General features: G+C 51.1%; 15 protein-coding genes. 11 read left to right on the forward strand and 4 right to left on the reverse strand.

Annotated elements, in window-relative coordinates; translation table 11 throughout:
* The first annotated feature begins 21 nt into the window (after nt 1–21).
* The 3 genes from ABIC79_RS22265 to ABIC79_RS22275 are packed head-to-tail and all read left to right on the forward strand — an operon-like array spanning nt 22 to nt 1609.
* Nucleotides 22–336 carry a YqcC family protein gene (locus tag ABIC79_RS22265; protein WP_013574186.1) on the forward strand — a complete coding sequence of 105 codons (315 nt, stop codon included), beginning with the start codon at nt 22–24 and terminating at the stop codon, nt 334–336.
* Nucleotide 337: 1 nt separating this feature from the next.
* Nucleotides 338–1117 carry a tRNA pseudouridine(65) synthase TruC gene (truC, locus tag ABIC79_RS22270; RefSeq protein WP_013574187.1) on the forward strand — a complete coding sequence of 260 codons (780 nt, stop codon included), beginning with the start codon at nt 338–340 and terminating at the stop codon, nt 1115–1117.
* A gap of 42 nt (nt 1118–1159) precedes the next feature.
* Nucleotides 1160–1609 (forward strand): flavodoxin, encoded by a 450-nt coding sequence (locus ABIC79_RS22275; RefSeq protein ID WP_013574188.1) that lies wholly within the window; start codon nt 1160–1162, stop codon nt 1607–1609.
* A 92-nt stretch (nt 1610–1701) separates the two neighbouring features.
* Here the strand turns inward: ABIC79_RS22275 and ABIC79_RS22280 are convergent, their stop codons facing one another.
* The 4 genes from ABIC79_RS22280 to map all read right to left on the reverse strand — a co-directional run bounded on the left by ABIC79_RS22280 (nt 1702) and on the right by map (nt 6699).
* Nucleotides 1702–2091 carry a DUF3461 family protein gene (locus ABIC79_RS22280; protein WP_013574189.1) on the reverse strand — a complete coding sequence of 130 codons (390 nt, stop codon included), beginning with the start codon at nt 2089–2091 and terminating at the stop codon, nt 1702–1704.
* Between the two features lie 144 nt (nt 2092–2235).
* The gene (dapD, locus tag ABIC79_RS22285) at nt 2236–3060 is read right to left on the reverse strand and encodes a 2,3,4,5-tetrahydropyridine-2,6-dicarboxylate N-succinyltransferase (protein WP_013574190.1); all 825 of its coding nucleotides are present in this window, start codon (nt 3058–3060) and stop codon (nt 2236–2238) included.
* 46 nt (nt 3061–3106) lie between these two features.
* Nucleotides 3107–5797 (reverse strand): bifunctional uridylyltransferase/uridylyl-removing protein GlnD, encoded by a 2691-nt coding sequence (gene glnD, locus ABIC79_RS22290; protein ID WP_241916712.1) that lies wholly within the window; start codon nt 5795–5797, stop codon nt 3107–3109.
* A 110-nt stretch (nt 5798–5907) separates the two neighbouring features.
* On the reverse strand, nt 5908–6699 hold the full coding sequence (gene map / locus ABIC79_RS22295) for a type I methionyl aminopeptidase (RefSeq protein WP_112152493.1): 792 nt from the start codon (nt 6697–6699) through the stop codon (nt 5908–5910).
* Between the two features lie 367 nt (nt 6700–7066).
* Here map and rpsB point away from each other — a divergent pair, with 367 nt between their 5' ends.
* The 8 genes from rpsB to rseP all read left to right on the forward strand — a co-directional run bounded on the left by rpsB (nt 7067) and on the right by rseP (nt 15008).
* Nucleotides 7067–7792, forward strand: coding sequence for a 30S ribosomal protein S2 (gene rpsB, locus ABIC79_RS22300; protein ID WP_013574193.1), 726 nt, complete (start codon nt 7067–7069; stop codon nt 7790–7792).
* 147 nt (nt 7793–7939) lie between these two features.
* A complete protein-coding gene (tsf, locus tag ABIC79_RS22305) occupies nt 7940–8791 on the forward strand; it encodes a translation elongation factor Ts (RefSeq protein WP_013574194.1) in 852 nt (283 codons plus the stop codon).
* 160 nt (nt 8792–8951) lie between these two features.
* Nucleotides 8952–9683, forward strand: a complete 732-nt coding sequence (gene pyrH, locus ABIC79_RS22310; RefSeq protein ID WP_013574195.1) for a UMP kinase — start codon at nt 8952–8954, stop codon at nt 9681–9683.
* Between the two features lie 108 nt (nt 9684–9791).
* Nucleotides 9792–10349: a ribosome recycling factor gene (frr, locus tag ABIC79_RS22315; RefSeq protein WP_013574196.1), complete on the forward strand. Its 558-nt coding sequence runs from the start codon at nt 9792–9794 to the stop codon at nt 10347–10349.
* Between the two features lie 158 nt (nt 10350–10507).
* A complete protein-coding gene (gene ispC, locus ABIC79_RS22320) occupies nt 10508–11704 on the forward strand; it encodes a 1-deoxy-D-xylulose-5-phosphate reductoisomerase (RefSeq protein ID WP_112152492.1) in 1197 nt (398 codons plus the stop codon).
* A gap of 289 nt (nt 11705–11993) precedes the next feature.
* The gene (gene ispU / locus ABIC79_RS22325) at nt 11994–12752 is read left to right on the forward strand and encodes a (2E,6E)-farnesyl-diphosphate-specific ditrans,polycis-undecaprenyl-diphosphate synthase (RefSeq protein WP_013574198.1); all 759 of its coding nucleotides are present in this window, start codon (nt 11994–11996) and stop codon (nt 12750–12752) included.
* 9 nt (nt 12753–12761) lie between these two features.
* Nucleotides 12762–13610, forward strand: coding sequence for a phosphatidate cytidylyltransferase (gene cdsA, locus ABIC79_RS22330; RefSeq protein ID WP_013574199.1), 849 nt, complete (start codon nt 12762–12764; stop codon nt 13608–13610).
* Between the two features lie 42 nt (nt 13611–13652).
* Nucleotides 13653–15008 carry a sigma E protease regulator RseP gene (rseP, locus tag ABIC79_RS22335; RefSeq protein ID WP_013574200.1) on the forward strand — a complete coding sequence of 452 codons (1356 nt, stop codon included), beginning with the start codon at nt 13653–13655 and terminating at the stop codon, nt 15006–15008.
* Nucleotides 15009–15030 lie beyond the last annotated feature (22 nt).

A 15030-nucleotide genomic window follows, 5' to 3' on the forward strand; every position in this document is an offset into this window, starting at 1 on the left:
CATGAACGAAGAGAGTCATTGATGAATATAGAAAACCAGGTTCGCCAGATTTTAGAAGATATCGAGCAGGTCATGCGTGATGAAAAATTGTGGCACGCCACGCCGCCGGAAGCGGAAGCCTTTGAAAGCAAAGAGCCGTTTTCAGTGGATACCCTGTCTGCTGAACAATGGCTCCAATGGGTGCTGGTTCCCCGTATGTACGCGTTGCTGGAGGCCCAGGCACCAATGCCAACCCGTTTTGCTATCACCCCCTATTTTGAAGTGGCGATGCCTGAAGCACTCCGTTTGCTGACTCAGCTGCAACGCCTCGACGATTTGCTGAACATAGAAGACTGACATGCTGGAAATTTTGTATCAGGACGAACATCTGATCGCAGTAAATAAACCTGCGGGTATGCTGGTTCATCGCAGCTGGCTGGACCGCCATGAAACGGTGTTTGTGATGCAAACATTGCGTGATCAGATTGGTCAGCATGTGTTTACGGTTCACCGGCTGGATAAGCCGACATCCGGTGTTTTGCTGCTGGCACTGTCCAGTGACGTGGCGCGTTTGCTGTCGCAGCAGTTTGAAAATAACCAGATGAGCAAGGTGTATCATGCCGTGGTTCGCGGGTATGTGCCGCAAGACGGTACCCTCGATTACGCGCTGACGGAAGAGCTTGATAAAATCGCCGATAAGTTTGCCAGTCCGGATAAAGCGCCACAGCCTGCGGTCACGCATTATCGCGTGGTGGCTCAGGTCGAGATGCCCGTGGCTGTTGGTCGTTATGATACGGCGCGTTATAGCCTGGTTGAACTGAAACCAGAAACCGGTCGTAAACATCAGCTGCGCAGGCATATGTCGCATCTGCGTCACCCGATAATCGGAGACAGTGCGCACGGTGATTTAAAGCAAAACCGGGGTATGACGCAGCATTTCGGCTGTTCCGGGCTGATGCTGCACGCCAGTCATATGCAATTGCCTCATCCGGTTACGGGTGAGCCGTTGTCGATTCAGGCGCGCTGGGATCATCGCTGGCAAAATGTGGTGACACAGTTTGGCTGGCAGGGAAAAATCCCTGAGCTTGAAAGGGTTGAGTTTGCAGAAACTTGCCGTCAGGATAGTGCACAAATTTAGTCCCTTTGATTGAAATATTGGCATCACACAGGAGTGAAACCCATGGCAGAAGTCGGAATTTTTGTCGGTACGGTATACGGCAATGCGTTACTGGTGGCAGAGGAAGCGGAAACCGTGCTGAAAGGCCAGGGTCATGACGTGAAACTGTTTGAAGAAGGCACGCTTGAAGCCTGGCAATATTACCGTCATCACTTTGTGCTGATTGTGACGTCGACTACCGGTCAGGGGGATTTGCCGGACAGCATAGCGCCTTTGTATGTCGCCATCCGTGACACCGTGGGCTATCAGCCGGAGTTGCGTTACGGCATGATTGCGCTGGGTGATATCAGCTACGATCATTTCTGTGGCGGCGGCCATAAGCTGGATGATTTATTGCAGGAACAAGGCGCATCGCGCATTGGCGAAATGCTGGAAATTGACGCCATGGAAACTGCCGAACCGGAAACCGTTGCGATTCCGTGGGTGGAAAAATGGGGACAGTTGCTTAAATAACGTCACACCCTTTGCCGTTCTGCGCGCAAGAAATAAAAAGGTCAGGCAAACGCCTGACCTTTTTTGTATTCACATCTTCTGACCGGAATTTATCAGCGGCCGTTGGTGAGTTTTTCCAGATCAGATTCAATCTCAGAAATTTTATTCGCCACGACAGATTCAAGATGGCGTAAGTCATCCAGAATTTTACGTTTCAGATCCACTTCTACCTGATCACGCTGACAGATTTGATCCAGCTCATCAATCACATAGCGCAGATTTGGGCTGATCTCATGAATTTCTTTATAACCCTGACCGGCATTATCGGCAACGATGGTTTTACGCTGGCGCGGGTATTTAAACTTCACGCTTTTAGCAAAAAACTCGCCTTTATCTCTGCGGAAATAGATCTTCAGAATATCGTTATTGGCCTCCTGACGCAGGCTGTAACGATCAATATCGTCGGGATTATTAATGCCCAGGCTTTTCAGATTGTCATACATAGCGCCACCTTCGTTTAGGAGAAAATCAGAGTGTCATGATGAACTGAACGGCGGCTTTAATCATTGATTAATTGCACAGTTTGCCGTTTAGAAGATAAAAAAATAGCGGGTTATTTTTTAAAACAATACCCGCTATTTTTAAGTTTAGTCGATTGTGCGCAATAACTCATTCAGGCCGGTTTTGCCCAGAGTTTTCGCATCTACTTTCTTGACGATGACAGCGCAGTACAGGCTGTATTTACCGTCTTTAGAAGGCAGGTTGCCGGAAACCACTACGGAGCCCGCTGGTACGCGGCCGTAATGCACTTCACCAGTTTCACGGTCATAGATTTTGGTGCTCTGGCCGATGTAAACACCCATGGAAATCACCGAGCCTTCTTCCACGATCACGCCTTCAACGATTTCTGAACGCGCGCCGATGAAGCAATTGTCTTCGATGATAGTCGGGTTCGCCTGAAGTGGCTCCAGAACGCCGCCGATACCTACGCCACCGGACAGATGAACGTTTTTACCGATCTGCGCACAAGAACCGACAGTCGCCCAGGTATCAACCATGGTGCCTTCATCAACGTAAGCGCCGATGTTGACATAAGAAGGCATCAGCACGGTGTTGCGTGCAATGAATGCGCCTTTACGCACGGCAGCAGGTGGCACCACGCGGAAACCTTCACGCTGGAAACGCGCTTCATCGTAGTCAGCGAATTTCATGGGCACTTTATCGAAGTAACGGCTTTCACCGCCTTCCATCACCTGGTTGTCATTGATTCTGAACGAGAGCAGTACCGCTTTCTTCAGCCACTGATGCGTCACCCATTCGCCATCAATCTTCTCAGCAACGCGCAATTCGCCGCTGTCGATTTTGCTGATAACTTCAGTGATAGCGTCGCGCGTTACGCTGTCAACGTTAGCCGGAGTAATGTCTGCACGGCGCTCGAAGGCTTGTTCAATAACGGTTTGTAGTTGCTGCATCCTGTTCTCTTTCCTGAATTGGTTTTAAAAGATAGTGGTACTTGTATCACATTTTATCGCCAGGGTTGAGTGCCTCAGTTAACCGGCGTGTGATTTCCTGGCGAGTTTGCTTATCCAGCGCACGACGCTCGCCATTTGCCAGAATAAATAAGTCCTCTACGCGTTCGCCGATGGTCGAGATGCGCGCACCGTGCAGCGACAGGCCGAGATCAGAGAAGACTTCCCCGACGCGTGCCAGCAGACCGGGTTGATCCAGCGACACCAGTTCCATATACGTCCGGCGGTCGGTATGCGTCGGCAGGAAACTGACTTCGGTCTGCACGCTGAAATGACGCAGTTTCGGCGAAGGACGTCGCGCACGCGGCGGCTGATAAGCCTGCGTCATCGACTGTTCCAGCGCGTAACGAATGGCTTCATGCCGGTCTTGCGCCAGCGGGCTGCCGTCCGGTTCCAGTACAATGAAAGTATCCATCGCCATGCCGTCGCGATTGGTGAAAATCTGCGCGTCATGAATGCTCAGGTTACGCCTGTCCAGCTCACCGGCGACGGTGGCAAACAGATACGGTCGGTCAGGGCTCCAGATAAATATCTCGGTCCCGCCGCGCGTTGCCTGACGGCTGACCAGCACCAGCGGTTTGGTGGAGCCATGTTCCAGCAGGTGTCTTGCGTGCCATGCCAGTTGATTGGGTGAATGGCGCAGGAAATAATCTGCCCGGCAGCGGCTCCAGATACGGTGCAGCGCTTCTTCATCAATATTATCCATACGCAGCAATGCCAGCGCCTGAAGGCGGTGATGACGCACGCGCTCGCGAAGATCCGGCGTATTTTGCATGCCGCGGCGCAATTGCTTTTCGGTGGCAAAATACAGTTCGCGTATCAGGCTTTGTTTCCAGCTGTTCCACAGGGTTTCATTGGTGGCACAGATATCCGCCACGGTCAGGCTGACCAGATAGCGCAGGCGAACTTCGGTCTGCATTTCTGCGGCGAACTGCTGGATTTCATTAGGATCCTGAATATCGCGGCGCTGTGCCGTCACTGACATCAGCAAGTGACAGCGAACCAGCCACGAGACCAACTGGGTTTCACGGGAATTCAGCCCGTGCAGTTCGGCAAATTCCAGCACATCCTGCGCGCCGAGAATCGAGTGATCACCACCGCGGCCTTTGGCAATATCGTGGAACAGGGCGGCCATCAGCAACAGTTCAGGCTGTGGCAGCCGCGGATACAGCTCCACACAGAGTGGATGTTTCGGCCGGGTTTCTTCGTGAGCAAAGCTTTCAAGTTTTTGCAGCACGCGAATGGTATGTTCATCGACTGTGTACGCGTGGAACAAGTCGAATTGCATCTGCCCGACGATCTGCCCCCATTGCGGCATATATGCCCACAGCACGCTGTGGCGGTGCATAGGCACCAGCGCGCGTGACACGGCGCCCGGATGGCGCAGGATCGACATAAACATTTCGCGCGCCTGCGGGATCATGCATAGCGGCTCTTTGAGATGTCGACGGGCATGGCGCAGCAGGCGGACGGTGGTGGAGTAAATCCCTTTGATTTCGCGATGGCGCACCATCAGGTGGAACATGCTGATGATAGTTTCCGGACGGCGGTCAAAGAGCGTGCTGTCCCGCAGATCAATCAGATCGCCACGCAGTTGGAAATCTTCATCGAGCGGCCGTGGTTTTTCATTCGGGCCGATGGCCAGAATCGCTTCATCGAACAACTGCAATAACATCTGATTCAGCTCGCCGACCCGGCGGGTCATGCGGTAGAAATCTTTCATCATGCGTTCGACGGGCTGATTGCCTTCGCCCTGATATTGCAGCAATTGCGCCACACTTTGCTGGCGGTCGAACAGCAGACGGTTGTCGTAGCGGGGCAGCAGCAAATGCAGGGCAAAACGGATTCGCCACAGGAAACTCTGACATTCCAGCAGTTCGTTGCGCTCGGCTTTGGTCAGAAAACCAAAGGCCACCATTTCGTCCAACGATGTGGCGCCAAAATGACGACGGGCTACCCATAAAATGGTGTGAATGTCGCGCAGGCCGCCAGGGCTGCTTTTGATATCTGGCTCAAGGTTATAACTGGTGCCGTGATAACGCAGATGGCGTTCATTTTGTTCATCAATTTTGGCGCGGAAGAAGTTTGGCGAAGGCCAGAATCCGTCGCTGAAAATGTGTTTCTGCATACTGAGAAACAGCGCGACATCGCCGCAGATCAGGCGGGATTCGATCAGGTTGGTGGCTACGGTTAAATCAGCCAATCCTTCCAGCAGACATTCTTCCAGCGTACGCACGCTGTGTCCGACTTCCAGCTTAACGTCCCACAGCAAGGTAATCAGTTCACCGATGCGCAATGCCTGTTCATCGTTAAGCCGTTTCTGGCTGAGCACCAGAACATCGATATCCGATAAAGGATGCAATTCGCCGCGCCCGTAGCCGCCTACGGCCACCATCGCGGTTTCCGGAATATTGTCGAAGCCGTAGAAGGTCCACAAACGCTGTAACAGCTGATCGATGTAATGCGTCCGTGCGTCTACCAGTTCTTCAGCCTGTTGCCCGGCATTGAAGGCATCCGCCAGCCATGCCTGAAACTGTTCCATATGCTGTTTCAGGCTCTGACGGTTTAAATCGTCGTCCGGATAGACAGAAGGGGAGGCCGGTTGTAGCGGAAAAGTACGGGCGAGATCCTGCGTGGTTTGCAGTAGTACGCTCTTTTCAGCCGGGAAGTTTTCAATCATGGGTGCGCAGCCCTACACGTGAGAGACCAATAAACGTGAAAGATAAAAAAAACCGGCTTTCGCCGGCTTGATTCACAGATTTATACCCTCTCCGCAGAGCGGGTGACTGTTTAGTCGTGCGTGAGGATAGCCGGAATGGTGTCATCCTTACGCAGCGTCATAATTTCACAACCGTTATCTGTCACCACAATAGTATGCTCGTACTGAGCCGACAAGCTGCGATCTTTAGTTTTTACTGTCCAGCCGTCTTTCATGGTGCGGATACGGTAATCGCCTGCGTTGACCATCGGTTCAACGGTAAACGCCATACCCGCCTGAAGCACAACACCGCCGTCATCCGCATCGTAATGCAGTACCTGAGGCTCCTCGTGGAAAACCTCACCGATGCCGTGACCGCAATATTCGCGTACCACAGAGAATTTCTCGGCTTCAACGAACTTCTGGATCTCTTTACCCAACGTGCGCAGGCGGATACCTGGCTTGATCAGGCGCAGTGCGATATACAGGCTTTCCTGCGTGATACGGCAAAGACGCTCACCCAGAATCGTCGGTTTACCCGCGATGAACATTTTGGAGGTGTCACCATGGAAACCATCCTTAATGACCGTGACATCAATGTTGACGATGTCGCCATCTTTCAAAATTTTGTCTTCGCTCGGAATACCGTGGCACACCACTTCGTTAACGGAAATACAGACAGATTTCGGGAAGCCGTGGTAATCCAGGCAGGCAGAAACCGCCTGTTGCTTGTTCACGATGTGATCGGCGCAAATGCGATCCAGCTCGCCGGTGCTGACGCCCGGTTTAACGAAAGGCTCAATGATTTCCAGCACTTCCGCGGCCAGACGGCCAGCAACGCGCATTTTTTCGATGTCTTCAGGGGTTTTGATTGAAATAGCCATGTGTTGTCCTGCGGGTTCTGTGCATCAGGTGTGCTTTATTTCTACACCGATGTCGTCAATAATTAGCTGTGGCTTATGGTAACAGCCCTGATATTTGCTGCCAAACTATCATTTCCCGGGAAGCAATCCGGTGAACAAAAGTTGCTGCCGGGCCGTTATTTATGGTATAAAGCGCGCCGGCAATCCGCTCTGGGTCTTGCGACTCTGAGGGATTAAAGCCAAAATCACTCATTGTGTACTTATTAACGTAAGTAATAACACACACGTATCGACACATACGCCGGGGTGCCTTGGGAATTCGTTCTGCAGGGTCGGTTGTATGGGATACGTGGAGGCATAACCCCAACTACTTAATAGAGGTTTTATCATGGCAACTGTTTCCATGCGCGACATGCTCAAGGCCGGTGTTCACTTCGGTCACCAAACCCGTTACTGGAACCCGAAAATGAAGCCATTCATCTTCGGCGCTCGTAACAAGGTTCACATCATCAACCTTGAGAAAACTGTTCCAATGTTCAACGAAGCTCTGGCTGAGTTGCAGAAGATCTCCTCCCGTAAAGGTAAGATCCTGTTCGTTGGTACTAAACGCGCAGCAAGCGAAGCGGTAAAAGAAGCTGCACACAACTGCGACCAGTTCTTCGTGAACCATCGCTGGTTGGGCGGCATGCTGACTAACTGGAAAACAGTTCGTCAGTCCATCAAACGTTTGAAAGATCTGGAAATTCAGTCTCAGGACGGCACCTTCGAGAAGCTGACCAAGAAAGAGGCGCTGATGCGTACTCGTGAACTGGCTAAGCTGGAAAACAGCCTGGGTGGTATCAAGGATATGGGTGGTCTTCCTGATGCTCTGTTCGTTATCGATGCTGATCACGAACACATTGCAATCAAAGAAGCTAACAACCTGGGTATCCCGGTATTCTCCATTGTTGATACCAACTCCGATCCGGATGGCGTTGACTTTGTTATCCCAGGTAACGATGACGCAATCCGTGCAGTAAATCTGTACCTGAGCGCTGTTGCTGCCACTGTTCGTGAAGGCCGTTCGCAAGATCTGGCTGTTCAGGCAGAAGAAAGCTTCGTAGAAGCTGAATAATAAGGCAAGCTCAGCAGAGCCCTTATTAACCAGGTATTGAAATATGTTGGTTAGGGGGCCTTTATTGGCCCCCTTTGCTTATCTTAAATGCGAGAAATATCTCACCGCAAAAACCCTTTTTGCACTGAGATAATCGAGGAAAATACAATGGCTGATATTACCGCTGCCCTGGTAAAAGAACTGCGCGAACGTACTGGCGCTGGCATGATGGATTGTAAGAAAGCTCTGGTTGAAGCTAACGGCGACATCGAGCTGGCAATTGAAAACATGCGTAAATCTGGCGCGATCAAAGCGGCGAAAAAAGCAGGCAACGTAGCTGCTGACGGCGTGATCAAAACCAAAATCGAAGGTAACTTCGGCGTGATTCTGGAAGTTAACTGCCAGACTGACTTCGTGGCTAAAGATGCTGGTTTCCAGGCTTTCGCTGACAAAGTACTGGACGCTGCTGTTGCAGGCAAAGTGACTGATGTTGAAGTCCTGAAAGCTCAGTTCGAAGAAGAACGTATTCAGCTGGTTGCTAAAATCGGTGAGAACATCAACATTCGCCGCGTTCAAATCCTTGAAGGCGACGTGTTGGGCAGCTACCTGCACGGCGCTCGTATCGGCGTTCTGATTGCTGCTAAAGGCGCTGATGAAGAACTGGTTAAGCAAATTGCTATGCACGTTGCAGCAAGCAAACCAGAATTCGTTAAGCCTGAAGATGTGTCTGCCGAAGTGGTAGAAAAAGAGTACCAGGTTCAGCTGGACATCGCGATGCAGTCTGGCAAGCCAAAAGAGATTGCAGAGAAAATGGTTGAAGGCCGCATGAAGAAATTCACCGGCGAAGTTTCTCTGACTGGTCAGCCTTTCGTTATCGACCCAAGCAAAACTGTGGGCCAGGTTCTGAAAGAACATAGCGCAGACGTGACTAACTTCATCCGCTTCGAAGTGGGCGAAGGTATCGAGAAAGTTGAGACTGACTTTGCTGCTGAAGTTGCAGCAATGACTAAACAGTCTTAATCAGTATCTGATACACCCTAAAATGGAACCGCTGCGAAAGGGCGGTTCCGTTTTATCCAGCCCCAAATTCCTATTACATTGTGCGTGAATGTCATTCAGACAGCGCTATGATGTAAAGACTGACTATCCATTAAGACACATTGCTTCTAGGACAGACACCATGGCTACCAATGCGAAACCCGTTTATCAACGTATCCTGCTCAAACTCAGTGGCGAAGCCCTGCAGGGTAGTGAAGGTTTTGGTATCGACGCGAGTGTATTAGATCGCATGGCTCAGGAAGTAAAAGAGCTGGTCGAACTCGGCATTCAGGTAGGTGTTGTGATCGGCGGCGGTAACTTGTTCCGTGGCGCGGGTCTGGCACAGGCGGGCATGAATCGTGTTGTAGGCGACCATATGGGTATGCTGGCGACTGTCATGAATGGCCTGGCAATGCGTGATGCATTACACCGCGCCTATGTTAACGCACGCCTGATGTCTGCAATCCCTTTGAACGGTGTTTGTGATAATTACAGCTGGGCAGAAGCCATCAGCTTGCTGCGTCATAACCGTGTGGTGATTTTCTCCGCCGGTACCGGCAATCCTTTCTTTACCACTGACTCAGCAGCGTGTCTGCGCGGGATCGAAATCGAAGCTGATGTGGTATTAAAAGCGACCAAAGTTGACGGCGTATATTCTGCCGACCCGGTGAAAAATCCGGAAGCGACACTCTACGAAACACTGACCTATCAGGAAGTGTTGGAACAGGAATTGAAAGTGATGGATCTGGCGGCCTTCACGCTGGCCCGCGATCACAATCTGCCAATTCGCGTTTTCAACATGAATAAGCCTGGTGCACTGCGTCGCGTGGTGATGGGTGAAAATGAAGGAACGCTGATTTCTAAAGCGGAGTGATCCTTCACAATTGAACATTACGTTCAGCCAGCCTCTGCTGGCATGAGTATTCACGGACTATACTGATGTTATGGTCTGCCAGGTAATCAGCTTTCAAAGGTTCACAACGTGATTAACGAAATCAAAAAAGACGCTGAAATTCGCATGGAAAAATGCGTTGAATCATTCAAAACGCATATCAGCAAAATCCGTACCGGCCGTGCATCTCCGGGCATCCTGGATGGCATCATGGTGGAATACTACGGTTCAGCAACGCCTCTGCGTCAGCTGGCACAGGTGACGGTGGAAGATTCCCGTACTCTGGCAATCTCTGTTTTTGACCGCTCTATCAGCGCTGCTGTTGAAAAAGCGATCATGACCTCTGATTTGGGTCTGAACCCGTCTTCTGCAGGCGCGACAATTCGTGTTCCATTGCCAGCGCTGACCGAAGAACGTCGTAAAGACTTGATCAAAGTGGTGCGTGGCGAAGCAGAGCAGGGCCGTGTCTCTGTCCGTAACGTCCGCCGCGATGCGAACGATAAAACCAAAGCACTGTTGAAAGATAAAGAAATCAGCGAAGACGAAGATCGCCGTTCCCAGGACGATATTCAGAAACTGACTGATATTTTCATCAAGAAAATCGACGTTGCTCTGAGCGAGAAAGAAGCCGAGTTAATGGAGTTCTAATCCGGCTTGAATTTCTTCCAAAGCGCCGCAATTGCGGCGCTTTGTCTTTTATCGGGCTTTAAATTTTTTACCTGTTCGAACAATCTCATGGACAAGCCAGATAAGAGGTTTCAGACTGTGCACTTTCCGAATTTACGAGCGCTATCCCGGGCATTTTCATGAAACAAATGACTATTCTTGGTTCGACAGGGTCTGTCGGCACCAGCACGCTTTCCGTTGTCCGGTCTAACCCTGACGATTTCTCCGTTAAAGCACTGGTTGCAGGGCGCAATGTTGACGTTATGGCGCAGCAGTGTCTTGAGTTTCACCCTGCCTATGCTTCGATGGCGGATGAATCTTCTGCCCGTGCGCTGAGAGCCATTCTGGCTGAACAGGGAAGCCGTACCGAGGTGCTTTCCGGACCCGATGCGGCGACTGAACTGGCCGCTCTTGATGATGTGGATCAGGTGATGTCGGCTATCGTGGGGGCTGCGGGCTTGTTACCGACACTTGCTGCTGTCCGCGCAGGTAAACAGGTACTTCTGGCTAACAAAGAATCGCTGGTGACCTGCGGGCGCATTTTTATGGACGCTGTCCGCCATAGTCAGTCTCAGCTATTGCCTATCGACAGTGAACATAACGCTATTTTCCAGAGTTTGCCTGAATCCATTCAAAAACAGCTGGGATATGCTTCCCTCGAAAGCCACGGGATCTCCCGCATTATTTTAACCGGATCCGGTGGCCCGTTCCGCGAACTGCCGTTGGATAAATTTCGCGATGTCACTCCTGATCAGGCTTGCGCGCATCCCAACTGGTCGATGGGGCGTAAAATTTCCGTCGACTCGGCAACCATGATGAATAAAGGGCTGGAGTATATTGAAGCCCGCTGGTTGTTTAATGCCTCTGCTGCTGAGATGGAAGTGATTATCCATCCGCAATCCGTGATCCATTCCATGGTGCGTTATTGCGATGGCAGCGTGCTGGCTCAACTTGGCTCGCCGGATATGCGTACCCCAATTGCGCATGCCATGGCATATCCGCACAGAGTCAGAACTGACGTCGAAGCGTTGGATTTTTGTAAAATGGGTGCGATGACTTTCAGTGCACCGGATTACGCACGTTATCCTTGTTTGCAATTGGCTATCGAAGCCAGCAACACCGGGCAGGCAGCGACGACGGCACTGAATGCCGCGAATGAAATTTCGGTGGCCGCGTTCCTCAATGGTGAGATTCGTTTTACTGACATTGCTGGCCTGAATCGTCAGGTGATGGAGCAGTTAGTGAGCGCTGAACCTGATTCTGTTGAGGAAGTGTTGGAGATCGACGCGCAGGCGAGAGCCAGTGCACGTGAGAAACTTCATACATTTGCGCTATAAGGCTGTTTTTGTACTTATGCAGCAGTTTGTTAGCATCACATTGAAATGGTATAGTCTGCGCCACACTGACAGTAGATTTGGCTTTTCAGGGCCTGAGTGTTAAAGGTGGAATCGGTGATCTGTCAGTGTAAGCCGTGCCTGCAAGGGGGACACGGCTTTTTTGCGCGTGTAGTCGCACCAGCGACAGAAAGGTGTGCCGCCAGCTAACTGTTGTGGCGTCGTCAGCCAGAAGAATGTTATGCCAGCCAGAAAGCCGCTGTGTTCTGATAAAAGGAAATGAGTACGCGTTATGTCCCTCGAAAATCAACAGATGTCTGATATGTATTGCTCTCAACCTCGCCATGTTGCCATTATCATGGACGGTAACGGACGCTGGGCAAAACGTCAGGGTAAAATGAGGGTATTCGGTCATAAAGCGGGAGTGAAGTCGGTGCGCAAAGCGGTAAGTTTTGCTGCCAGTCATCACCTTGATGCACTCACGCTTTATGCCTTTAGTAGTGAAAACTGGAATCGTCCGGCCCAGGAAGTCTCTGCATTGATGGAGTTGTTCGTCCGTGCATTAGACAGTGAAGTCAAAAGCTTGCATAAACATAATGTCAGGCTTCGGGTCATTGGCGACGTCAGTCGCTTTAGTGCTCGTCTGCAGGAACGCATTCGTCGTTCAGAAACAATGACTCAAAATAACGACGGTCTTACCCTGAACATTGCCGCGAATTACGGTGGCCGATGGGATATTATTCAAGGCGTTAAGACTCTGGCGGGTCAGGTTGAAGCCGGCACGCTGCGGGCAGAACAGATTACAGAAGAATTGCTGAATTCAGCGGTCTGTATGAGCGAACTGGCACCCGTCGATTTGGTGATCAGAACCGGTGGGGAACATAGGATCAGTAACTTTTTGCTGTGGCAAATTGCCTACGCGGAGCTCTACTTTACCGATGTCCTCTGGCCTGATTTTGATGAAAATACCTTTGAAGGTGCGCTGACTGCTTTTGCACAACGCGAGCGCCGCTTCGGGGGGACTACACCTATCGGCGCCAATGCGTCCTAGGGAGAACATTTGCTGAAGTATCGCATTATCACAGCTCTGATTTTAATACCGATTGTTATTGCAGCACTCTTTTTATTACCGCCTGTCGGTTTTGCCATCGTGACGTTAGTTGTGTGCATGCTGGCAGCGTGGGAGTGGGGGCAACTGGCCGGTTTTGCAAGCCGTAATCAGCGCATCTGGCTGGCTATATTATGTGGTTTCCTGCTGGCAGCGATGATGCTGAGCATACCTGCTTACCAGCAAAGCGTGCATCTGTTGCAAGTCGGAGGCTCATTATGGGCTGCGCTTGCGTGGTGGTGTCTGGCATTGGTGCTGGTGGTTGGATATCCTGCTTCGGCAGCCTTCTGGCGCCATTCCCGTGTGCTGCGCTTAGTCTTTGGCATACTGACTATTGTGCCGTTTTTCTGGGGTATGGTCGCACTGCGCCAATACGGTTATGCAGAAAATCATCATACTGGCGCATGGTGGTTGTTATATGTGATGCTACTGGTCTGGGGGGCAGACTCCGGCGCTTACCTGTTTGGTAAATTATTTGGTAAGCATAAACTGGCGCCTAAAGTATCCCCGGGGAAAACCTGGGAAGGGTTTGCTGGCGGTCTTCTGACTTCAGCCCTCATAGCCTGGCTATTTGGCCGCTATGCACCACTTGATGTGGTACCGTCGACCTTATTGATTTGTTCCGTTGTTGCCGCGCTGGCTTCTGTGCTGGGCGACCTGACGGAAAGTATGTTTAAACGCGAGGCAGGGATCAAAGACAGTGGTCATATGATCCCTGGTCACGGCGGAATACTGGATCGTATCGACAGCCTGACGGCTGCGGTGCCTGTATTCGCCTGTCTGATGCTGTTAGTGTATTAATCCGTCTGTGACGGTGAAGTTTCCTAAGGAATAGTTAGACATATGATGAACATACTCTGGAGCCTGGCCGCCTTTATCGTCGCATTGGGGGTGCTTATCACCGTGCACGAGTTCGGCCATTTCTGGGTTGCTCGTCGTTGTGGTGTGCGTGTCGAACGTTTTTCTGTCGGTTTTGGACGCGCGCTATGGCGCCGGACTGACCGTCAGGGAACAGAGTATGTTCTGGCCATCATTCCTCTCGGAGGCTACGTTAAGATGCTCGACGAGCGCGTCGAGGCTGTAGCGCCTGAATTCCGCCACCAATCTTTCAATAACAAAAAAATCTGGCAGCGCGCTGCTATCATCAGCGCCGGGCCGATCGCCAATTTCATTTTTGCTGTTTTTGCTTACTGGCTGATCTTCGTCATCGGCGTGCCGAGCGTGCGTCCTGTCGTGGCAAATGTCACTGCAAATTCAATTGCCGCACAATCCAATATTTCACCCGGAATGGAACTAAAATCTGTTGCGGGTATCGAAACGCCTGATTGGGATTCAGTTCGTATGGCGTTAGTCGGCGAAATTGGTGATGATCAAACGACGGTTGATGTGGCGCAATTTGGCTCGTCCCAGGTCGTTGAGAAAACTCTGGATTTGCGTCAATGGCAGTTTGATCCTGAAAAGCAGGATCCGGTGGTGTCTCTGGGGATGATTCCCAGAGGGCCGCAGATAGAATCTGTTCTGCAGGAGGTGCAGCCAGATTCAGCCGCGCAAAAGGCGGGTTTGCAAGCCGGGGACAGGATCGTTAAAGTCGATGGTCAGATTCTGGAAAGCTGGCAGTCGTTTGTCATACAGGTACGTGACAATCCGGGTAAACCAATTGCACTGGAAGTTGAGCGGGCGGGGAATCCCGTCGCGTTAACACTGACGCCGGACACGAAGTCCGCAGGTAAAGGCAAGATACAGGGTTTTGCTGGTGTGGTACCGAAAGTGATACCGCTGCCTGATGAATATAAAACAATCCGTCAGTATGGCCCGTTTGTGGCGTTTTATGAGGCCGGGGATAAAACCTGGCAACTGATGAAACTCACAGTGAGCATGCTGGGTAAGTTAATTACCGGAGATGTGAAGCTGAACAATCTGAGTGGCCCAATATCCATCGCACAGGGCGCAGGAATGTCAGCTGAATATGGTTTGGTGTCTTACCTCACGTTTTTGGCACTCATTAGTGTCAATCTGGGGATCATCAACCTCTTCCCATTACCGGTATTAGATGGTGGACACCTGCTGTTTCTCGCAATAGAAAAGCTTAAAGGTGGGCCAGTTTCCGAGCGAGTTCAGGACTTCAGTTACCGCATTGGTTCAGTTTTGCTGGTGTTGTTGATGGGGCTTGCACTTTTCAATGATTTCTCCCGTCTTTAAGGCCGGAGATTAGGTTAGGAAG

This window comes from Rahnella sp. 2050, assembly GCF_040544515.1.
Classification (GTDB): domain Bacteria; phylum Pseudomonadota; class Gammaproteobacteria; order Enterobacterales; family Enterobacteriaceae; genus Rahnella; species Rahnella aceris.